The sequence below is a fragment of the Pseudomonas sp. ABFPK genome, from assembly GCF_001586765.1.
Lineage (GTDB): Bacteria > Pseudomonadota > Gammaproteobacteria > Pseudomonadales > Pseudomonadaceae > Aquipseudomonas > Aquipseudomonas asiatica.
The window spans coordinates 110,201-117,945 of the sequence record NZ_LQXW01000014.1 but is presented as its reverse complement, the minus strand read 5'-3'; the positions used below and the strand labels follow the sequence as shown (position 1 = coordinate 117,945).

Annotated in this window: 8 protein-coding genes and 1 pseudogene; 6 read left to right on the top strand and 3 right to left on the bottom strand. The window is 63.5% G+C overall.

Annotation, left to right across the window (positions count from 1 at the left end; translation table 11 throughout):
* Positions 1 to 167: 167 nt before the first annotated feature.
* Positions 168 to 1,469 (bottom strand): mechanosensitive ion channel family protein, encoded by a 1,302-nt coding sequence (locus WM94_RS12045; RefSeq protein WP_061551288.1) that lies wholly within the window; start codon positions 1,467 to 1,469, stop codon positions 168 to 170.
* 104 nt (positions 1,470 to 1,573) lie between these two features.
* Here WM94_RS12045 and WM94_RS12040 point away from each other — a divergent pair, with 104 nt between their 5' ends.
* Positions 1,574 to 2,935 carry a DEAD/DEAH box helicase gene (locus tag WM94_RS12040; protein ID WP_039612590.1) on the top strand — a complete coding sequence of 454 codons (1,362 nt, stop codon included), beginning with the start codon at positions 1,574 to 1,576 and terminating at the stop codon, positions 2,933 to 2,935.
* 63 nt (positions 2,936 to 2,998) lie between these two features.
* On the opposite strand, the gene WM94_RS12035 is transcribed toward WM94_RS12040, so the two are convergent.
* Positions 2,999 to 3,271, bottom strand: a complete 273-nt coding sequence (locus WM94_RS12035; RefSeq protein ID WP_013973700.1) for a hypothetical protein — start codon at positions 3,269 to 3,271, stop codon at positions 2,999 to 3,001.
* Positions 3,272 to 3,389: 118 nt separating this feature from the next.
* Between WM94_RS12035 and WM94_RS29055 the strand changes: the two are divergent.
* The 3 genes and pseudogenes from WM94_RS29055 to WM94_RS12025 all read left to right on the top strand — a co-directional run.
* Positions 3,390 to 3,497, top strand: a pseudogene (locus tag WM94_RS29055) (BrnA antitoxin family protein); the annotation flags it as partial.
* 77 nt (positions 3,498 to 3,574) lie between these two features.
* Positions 3,575 to 3,970, top strand: a complete 396-nt coding sequence (locus tag WM94_RS12030; RefSeq protein WP_003259068.1) for a hypothetical protein — start codon at positions 3,575 to 3,577, stop codon at positions 3,968 to 3,970.
* Positions 3,971 to 4,077: 107 nt separating this feature from the next.
* Positions 4,078 to 5,004 (top strand): DMT family transporter, encoded by a 927-nt coding sequence (locus WM94_RS12025; RefSeq protein WP_013973697.1) that lies wholly within the window; start codon positions 4,078 to 4,080, stop codon positions 5,002 to 5,004.
* A 127-nt stretch (positions 5,005 to 5,131) separates the two neighbouring features.
* Here WM94_RS12025 and WM94_RS12020 read toward each other — a convergent pair whose 3' ends face one another.
* Positions 5,132 to 6,304 (bottom strand): MFS transporter, encoded by a 1,173-nt coding sequence (locus WM94_RS12020; protein WP_061551287.1) that lies wholly within the window; start codon positions 6,302 to 6,304, stop codon positions 5,132 to 5,134.
* Positions 6,305 to 6,410: 106 nt separating this feature from the next.
* Between WM94_RS12020 and WM94_RS12015 the strand changes: the two genes are divergently transcribed.
* Both WM94_RS12015 and WM94_RS30765 read left to right on the top strand, forming a co-directional pair.
* Positions 6,411 to 7,304, top strand: coding sequence for a LysR family transcriptional regulator (locus tag WM94_RS12015; RefSeq protein WP_015271294.1), 894 nt, complete (start codon positions 6,411 to 6,413; stop codon positions 7,302 to 7,304).
* A gap of 124 nt (positions 7,305 to 7,428) precedes the next feature.
* Positions 7,429 to 7,557: a PA1414 family protein gene (locus tag WM94_RS30765; protein WP_009683677.1), complete on the top strand. Its 129-nt coding sequence runs from the start codon at positions 7,429 to 7,431 to the stop codon at positions 7,555 to 7,557.
* Positions 7,558 to 7,745: the final 188 nt, after the last annotated feature.

The window sequence follows — 7,745 nt, the reverse complement described above, 5'->3', positions numbered from 1 at the left end:
CTTAAACACCACCCTCGTAATGCCTGTCAGTCAAACAATTTTGGGCCGCTTTGCGGCCCATCGCCGGCAAGCCAGCTCTCATCGAACTGCACATAACTCATTGAATTAGCAGGGGACCTGTGGGAGCTGGCTTGCAGGCGATGGGCTGCGAAGCAGCCCCGGCAATATCAAGCCTCGCTCATGTCTTCCAGCCGACGCGGCACAGGCTCTTGCGATACACGCCCACTCAACCCCACCCGCATGTCGTTGCCACTCGGCTGCTGATACAGGCTCAAGCCGAACTCCGGCAACACCGCCAGCAGATAATCGAAGATATCCCCCTGAATCCGCTCGTAATCCGCCCACACCGTGGTGGTGGTAAAGCAGTAGATCTCCAGCGGCACGCCCTCGGCGGTGGTCTGCATCTGCCGCACCATGCAGGTCATGTTCGGGTGCACGTTGGGATGATTCTTCAGATAGGCCAGGGCAAACGCCCGGAAGGTGCCGATGTTGGTGAGCTTGCGGCGATTGGCCGACAGCTCGGCCACCGGCCCCATGGCCTCGTTCCAGCGCTGCAGCTCCTGGCGCTTGCCGGCCAGGTAGTCGGCCAGCAAGTGCACCTGGCTCAGCCGCTGTTCTTCCTCGCGAGTCAGGAACCGCACGCCGGCTGCATCGATGAACAGGCTGCGCTTGATGCGTCGGCCACCGGACTGCTGCATGCCGCGGTAGTTGCGGAACGACTCGCTCATCAGGCGCCAGGTGGGGATGGAGACGATGGTCTTGTCGAAATTCTGCACCTTCACCGTGTGCAGGGTGATGTCCACCACATCGCCATCGGCGCCCACCTGGGGCATTTCGATCCAGTCGCCCACGTGCAGCATGTCGTTGCTGGTCAGCTGCACACTGGCGACGAACGACAGCAGGGTGTCCTTGTACACCAACAGCAGCACCGCCGACATGGCACCCAGACCCGACAGCAGCAACAGTGGCGAGCGGTCAATCAGGGTGGCGACGATGACGATGGAGGCGAAGATCCACAGCATCATCTTGGCCAGTTGCACGTAACCCTTGATCGAGCGGGTGCGGGCGTGTTCGGTGCGGGCGTAGATGTCTAGCAGGGCATCCAGCAGGCACGACAGCGCCATGGTCATGAACAGCAGGGTAAAGGCCAGGGCGACATTGCCGAGGAAGTGCTGGGCGGTGTCGGACAGCTCGGGCACCAGTTTCAGGCCGAACTGCAGCACCAGTGACGGCGTGGTCTGTGCCAGGCGGTGGAACACCTTGTTGTTGCGCAGGTCGTCCAGCCACTTCAGCGCTGGCTGGCGGGCCAGCAGGCGGGCGCCGTGCAGCACCAGGAAGCGGGCCAGGCGGCCGATGACCAGGGAAATGAGCAGCAGCACCGCCAGGCCGATGGCCGCGTGCAGCATCGGATGTTGGTCAAGGGTGCCCCACAGGTCTAGTGAGTCGCGCCAGATTCGTTGGATATCCATGGGCTTGCGTACAGTCTTTGTTGCCAAACGAAGCGCCATTAGAGCGCGGATGGCGACAAAGTTGCCAAAAGAAATTCGGCTAAGGCGGCAGAAAACGTTACCCTATGCAACTGAATTTTCCGCACTTGCCTGAGGTTACCTCCGTGTTCTCCCAATTCGCCCTGCACGAACGCCTGCTTAAAGCCGTGGCCGAGCTTAACTTTGTCGAGCCAACCCCGGTGCAGGCCGCGGCCATCCCCCTGGCCCTGCAAGGGCGTGACCTGCGCGTGACCGCGCAGACCGGCAGCGGCAAGACCGCGGCCTTCGTGCTGCCGCTGCTCAACCGCCTGGTCGACCTGCGCGAACGCCGCGTCGAGATCCGCGCGCTGATCCTGCTGCCGACCCGTGAACTGGCCCAGCAGACCCTCAAGCAGGTACAGCTGTTCTCGCAGTTCACCTACATCAAGTCGGGCCTGGTGACCGGCGGTGAAGACTTCAAGGAACAGGCCGCCATGCTGCGCAAGGTGCCGGATGTGCTGATCGGCACCCCGGGCCGCCTGCTCGAGCAGCTCAATGCCGGCAACCTCGACCTGTCTCACGTACAGGTGCTGATCCTCGACGAAGCCGACCGCATGCTCGACATGGGCTTTGCCGAAGACATGGAGCGCCTGTGCAAGGAGTGCGAGAACCGCCAGCAGACCCTGCTGTTCTCCGCCACCACCGGTGGTGCGGCCCTGCGCGACATCATCGGCAAGGTGCTGAAAGACCCAGAGCACCTGATGCTCAACAGCGTCTCGCAGCTGGCCGAAGGCACCCGCCAGCAGATCATCACCGCTGACCACGACCAGCACAAAGAGCAGATCGTGCAGTGGCTGCTGGCCAACGAAACCTTCGACAAGGCGATCATCTTCACCAACACCCGCGCCCTGGCCGACCGCATCTACGGCCACCTGGTGGCCAAGGACGTGAAGGCCTTCGTGCTGCACGGCGAGAAGGACCAGAAGGACCGCAAGCTGGCCCTGGACCGCTTCAAGCAGGGCAGCTCCAAGGTACTGGTGGCTACCGACGTTGCGGCCCGTGGCCTGGACATCGACGGCCTGGACCTGGTGATCAACTTCGACATGCCGCGCAGCGGTGACGAGTACGTGCACCGCGTGGGCCGTACCGGCCGTGCCGGTGGCGAAGGCCTGGCGATCTCGCTGATCACCCACAACGACTGGAACCTGATGTCGAGCATCGAGCGCTACCTCAAGCAGCAGTTCGAGCGCCGGGTGATCAAGGAAGTGAAGGGCACCTACAACGGGCCTAAGAAGGTCAAGGCCTCGGGCAAGGCGGCTGGCAGCAAGAAGAAAAAGGTCGAGAAGAAGACCGGTGACAAGAAGGCGGCCGCCAAGCGCAAGCCAACCGCCAAGCCGAAGGCCAATGCACCGCTGGCCAGCGCTGACGGCCTGGCGCCGCTGAAGAAGCGCAAGCCTGCGGCTGAGTAACGCTCGGTAACGGTGTTAGCTTCTTCGCGGGTGAACCCGCGAAGAGGCCAGCACAGGCGACAACTATTCAGCCTTTTTCTCCGCCTCTTTCAACTCCTTGATCCGCTTGTCGATCAGCTGACACTTGTCGGGCAAATCCTTGCTCGCCGTCCCCAGCTCCATTCCTTGAAGCTCGTCGTTGATCTCCTTGGCCTTCTGCGGGTTCTGCTCGGTCAACTGGGTGACCAACCCGGCCAGCTCTTCGCGTTTCTGCGTTGCTTCTTCCGGTGTGCAGGCCCAGGCGGGCAGGGCGCAGGACAGGGCAGTGGCACAGGCAATGGGCAGCAGCAGTTTCATCCTTCTACCTCCGGCGGTGGTGATGCCCGGTGGAGGCATGTGCCTGGCCGTTAGTTCAGCGCCTTCGACCGGTGGCACCTCATGGTCAGCCTGTCCCCAGCTGGGCATCTGACCTAGCCTCGATTCCGATGTCCTCGCCTGGTTCAAAGAGCAGGGTAGCGGCTACCAGACCCGGATCAACCAGTTGCTGCGCCAGTACATGCAAGCGCAAAAACGCCAGCGCTGAGATATTTCGGAACGCCGGGCAACCTCGGCAGGTCCCAACCTGTGTACCCCTTCCGTCCACAGCAGGAGCCCGTAGCCATGAGCATCGCCTACGACTGGGACCTGATCGAGCGTTTGCTGCACGAGGTGCAGAACGGCGCCGGTCACAGCTTCACGCCACGCCCCTATGCCGAGCAGCACGCTGCGGCACTGGCTGCCAAGGGGGAGCCGGTGGGCGACCTGGACCACCTGAAAACCCGTGCCTGCGAATACGAGAAGCTGTTGTTCGAGCGTGGTTTCATCGAAACCCGACCCGAAGAAGATGGCGGTAATGGCGAGAATTTCGTGCTGACCGAACGAGGCTCGCGGTTGATGAGCCTGATCGACAGCAGCATCCCCGGCTTCGAGCACCCGCGCCAGGTGCTGGACGAGCAGGAGGATGCGCTGGATGAAACCACCTTCGAGCAGGTGTCGGCGAAGGCACAGATCGCCTGAGGTCGTTTTGAGGCTGGCAAGGGTGGCCATGGAAACCCGATAATCGGTAGTTCCTGAATAACTGCCGAGCCCTCGCCCATGCCAATGACCATCGCAGAGGCCCGCTCATGAGCGCGGCCCGCAAGAACCCTGACGCCTTTGCCTTCCAGGTGATGCTGGGGCTGTGCCTGATCTGGGGCTGCCAGCAGGTCCTGATCAAGACTGCTGCCATCGATATCGCGCCGGTGATGCAGGCGGCCCTGCGCAACGGCATCGCCGCCGTGCTGGTGGGCCTGATGCTGTGCTGGCGCGGGGGCTGGGAGCAGGTCGGCAGCACCTGGCGTGCCGGGGTGGTGGCGGGCGGATTGTTCGGCCTGGAGTTCCTGTTCATTGCCGAGGGGCTGAAGCTGACGTCGGCGGCGCACATGTCGGTGTTCCTCTATACAGCGCCGGTGTTTACCGCGTTGGGCCTGCATTTCAGGCTGCCCAGCGAACGCCTGCGGCTGCTGCAATGGCTTGGGATCCTGCTGGCGTTCGGCGGCATTGCCATGGCGTTTGCCGGCGGTATGTCGTTCGAGCACATGGATGGCCGCACTCTGCTGGGGGATGCCTTTGGCGTGATCGCCGGGCTGGCCTGGGGGGCGACTACGGTGGTGGTGCGCTGCTCGCGGCTGTCGGAAGCACCGGCGACCCTGACCCTGTTCTATCAGCTGGCGGTGGGCTTTGCCGGGTTGCTGCTGATTGCCTTGCTCAGCGGCCAGATCGGCGCGGTGACGCTGACGCCGCTGGCGATGGGCAGCGTGCTGTTCCAGGGGATTGTGGTGTCGTTCATCAGCTACCTGACCTGGTTCTGGTTGCTGCGCAAATACCTGGCGTCGAACCTGGCAGTGTTCTCGTTCATCACCCCGCTGTTCGGGGTGACCTTTGGCGTTTTGTTGCTGGATGAGCCGCTTAGCCTGAACTTTGTGGTTGGCGCGTTGATGGTGCTGCTGGGGGTGGTGCTGGTGAGTGCCGAGCCTTGGGTGAAGCAGCAGTTGCGTAAGTTTGTGGGGTGAGTTTTAGCCTGTTACGGCCTCTTCGCGGGTAAACCCGCTCCCACAGGGGCCGCACAATCTTCAAGGCCTGTGCAGTACCTGTGGGAGCGGGTTTACCCGCGAAGAGGCCGGCACAGGCAGCTACGATTCAGGATGCAGCCTTGGCCTGACAGGCGCTGCCCTGCTGTGCAGAGCTGCCAAACAGCACCAGCCCCCCAGCCACCACCAACCCACCCGCAGCCACCATCAGCGCAGGCTGCAACCCGCCGCTGTAATGGCTGCTGACCGCAGCCAGCAGCGGCCCACTCAACTGCCCCAGGGCAAAACAGGCTGTCAGCAGCCCGGCATTGCGCTGCGTGGCATGCGGCGCCAGCTCCCGCGAACGTTGCATCACCAGTTGCATGCAGGCCAGGAACGGCCCGCCACACAGCACCACGCCCAACGCCAGCCCGACACCTCCGCCCATCAGGCAGGCCAGCACACCCAGCCCCTGCAGCCACAGGGTGGCGGTGAGCCACGTCGCGGTTCGGCCGCCACGCCGCAGGCTCACGAGCAGAACCCCCAGCGCCGCCGCCAGGCCGAATGCCGGCCAGAACAGGTCTGCGAGCCACTGCCCGTGGAACTGCTGGTTGGCCATCTGCGACAGGAAGGTGGCCGGCAGGATGTAACCTACGCCATACAGCGCATATACCAGCCCCAGGCGACCGATGCCGACACTGCGGGTCGGGCCCAGGTGTGTAGCGGGCGATACCGGCGCGGCTTGCAGCGCCCTGGGCAGCCAAGGCCGCACCGCCAGCAGCATCACCAGCGCGGCCACGGCATAGATCAGCCACAGTGCTGCCGAGCCGAGCCCCCACAAATGCGCCACCAGCGCCAACAAACCAGTCAGCGCAATGCCCAGGCCGGGCCCCGCGAACACCAGGGCACCCAGGCGCTGGCGGTTGTTTGCATTGGCCACCTGTTGGCTGAGGCTGGTGATCATCACCAGCACCCAGGCGCTGGCCACGCCGGTGCCGAAGCGCAGCAGCAGGTGGCTCCAGAACCCGTCTGCGGCCCATGAGGCCAGAGTCAGCAGTACGCACAGCCACAGCCCACCGTGCAGGCGCAGGCGCACCTGGCCCGGCGAGCGGGCGAACATGGCATCGACCGCGCCGATGAAGTAACCCAGGTAGTTGGCCGCGGCCACCAGCCCGGCGACCGTCAGGTCGAACTGGCCTTCGGCGATCAGTTGCGGCAGCTGCGGGGTCAGGGCGAAACGGCCGATGCCCATGGCCATCATCAGCGCCACGGCGCTGGCCAGCAGTTGAATGAGTGGCGACATGACAAGTCTCCTGCGCGGATGTAAGCGATGGCTGGCAGGTTAGGGCGGTTTCTTTTTCAATAAAATTGAATAATGATGATCAAGTTATTCTGTTTTGGAGAATGCCGTGGAATTCAGCCAACTGCGTATCTTCCAGGCCGTGGCCGAGGAAGGTTCGGTCACCCGCGCCGCAGAGCGCCTGCATCGGGTGCCGTCGAACCTGTCGACGCGCTTGCGCCAGCTTGAAGAGCAACTGGGTGTCGAGCTGTTCCTGCGCGAGCGCCAGCGCCTGCAGCTGTCGCCCGCGGGCAAGGTGCTGCTGGACTACGCCAACCGCATGTCAGCCTTGCGCGACGAGGCGCTGGCCGCCGTGCGGGGCGGCCAACCGGCCGGGGACTTCGTGCTGGGGACCATGTACAGCACGGCGGCGACCCATTTGCCGGGGTTGCTGGCGCGTTATCACCAGGCCTACCCGGCGGTTAACTTGCAGGTGCGTGCGGCGCCCAGTGGCGAGTTGCTGGAAGGCCTGCTCAATCACACCTTGGACGCGGCCCTGGTGGACGGGCCACCGAGCCTGGCCGGGCTGGATGGCGTGCCGCTGTGCGATGAGCAGTTGGTGCTGATCACCAGCCCCGAGCACCCTGCGGTACACACTGCCAAGGATGTGGCCGGCAAGGCGGTGTTCACCTTCCGCCAGGGCTGCTCGTACCGCATGCGCCTGGAGGCCTGGTATGCCCATGCCCATACGCCCATGGGCAGGGTGATGGAGATCGAGTCGTACCAGAGCATGCTGGCCTGCGTGATCGCCGGCGCGGGTGTGGCGATGATGGCCAGGTCGATGCTCGACAGCCTGCCCGGGCGCGACCGGGTGCGGGTGCACCAGCTGCAGGCGCCGTTCGATCAGGCGGTCACCTGGTTGATGTGGCGCCAGGGCATGCGCGGGGCAAATTTGCAGGCCTGGATCGACCTGCAACAAAGCGAAACGATTAACCAGTCGTCGGAATGCGCCGTTACGGCTTGATCCGTATCAAAATGGCCCGTATCTGTAGCTTTAGAGGCATGCGTAATACAGGACATAGGGCTATGATCTGTATGAAACATCGCAGGATTGAATTGCCGTGAGGCTGACCCGTCAAGGGGGCATTATGAATAAACCACTGTCCAACTGGCTCCATGACCTGGCTGTCGCCTTGGGGCTGATTCCACCGCCCTTGCAGCCGGTACCGATCCCGACTGATGAAGAGCAGCGCAAACGCCAACCGCGTCGTCGCTGATACAGACAAAGGCCGCTGCACCTGGGTGGGTGCAGCGGCCTTTTTGTGTCTGCCAGTTGTGTGTTGCCTGTACCTGCCTCTTCGCGGGCTTGCCCGCTCCCACAGGTAACCCACAGCACTCGAGGCCTGTGATATTCCTGTAGGAGCGGGTTTACCCGCGAAAGGGCCAGTACAGGCAACCGGTACCT

Excerpts from the sequence above, each read along its gene's own strand:
- WM94_RS12045 (WP_061551288.1), bottom strand. The coding sequence starts at position 1,469 with ATGGATATCCAACGAATCTGGCGCGACTCACTAGACCTGTGGGGCACC.
- WM94_RS12040 (WP_039612590.1), top strand. The coding sequence starts at position 1,574 with ATGCAACTGAATTTTCCGCACTTGCCTGAGGTTACCTCCGTGTTCTCC.
- WM94_RS12035 (WP_013973700.1), bottom strand. The coding sequence starts at position 3,271 with ATGAAACTGCTGCTGCCCATTGCCTGTGCCACTGCCCTGTCCTGCGCC.
- WM94_RS12030 (WP_003259068.1), top strand. The coding sequence starts at position 3,575 with ATGAGCATCGCCTACGACTGGGACCTGATCGAGCGTTTGCTGCACGAG.
- WM94_RS12025 (WP_013973697.1), top strand. The coding sequence starts at position 4,078 with ATGAGCGCGGCCCGCAAGAACCCTGACGCCTTTGCCTTCCAGGTGATG.
- WM94_RS12020 (WP_061551287.1), bottom strand. The coding sequence starts at position 6,304 with ATGTCGCCACTCATTCAACTGCTGGCCAGCGCCGTGGCGCTGATGATG.
- WM94_RS30765 (WP_009683677.1), top strand. The coding sequence starts at position 7,429 with ATGAATAAACCACTGTCCAACTGGCTCCATGACCTGGCTGTCGCCTTG.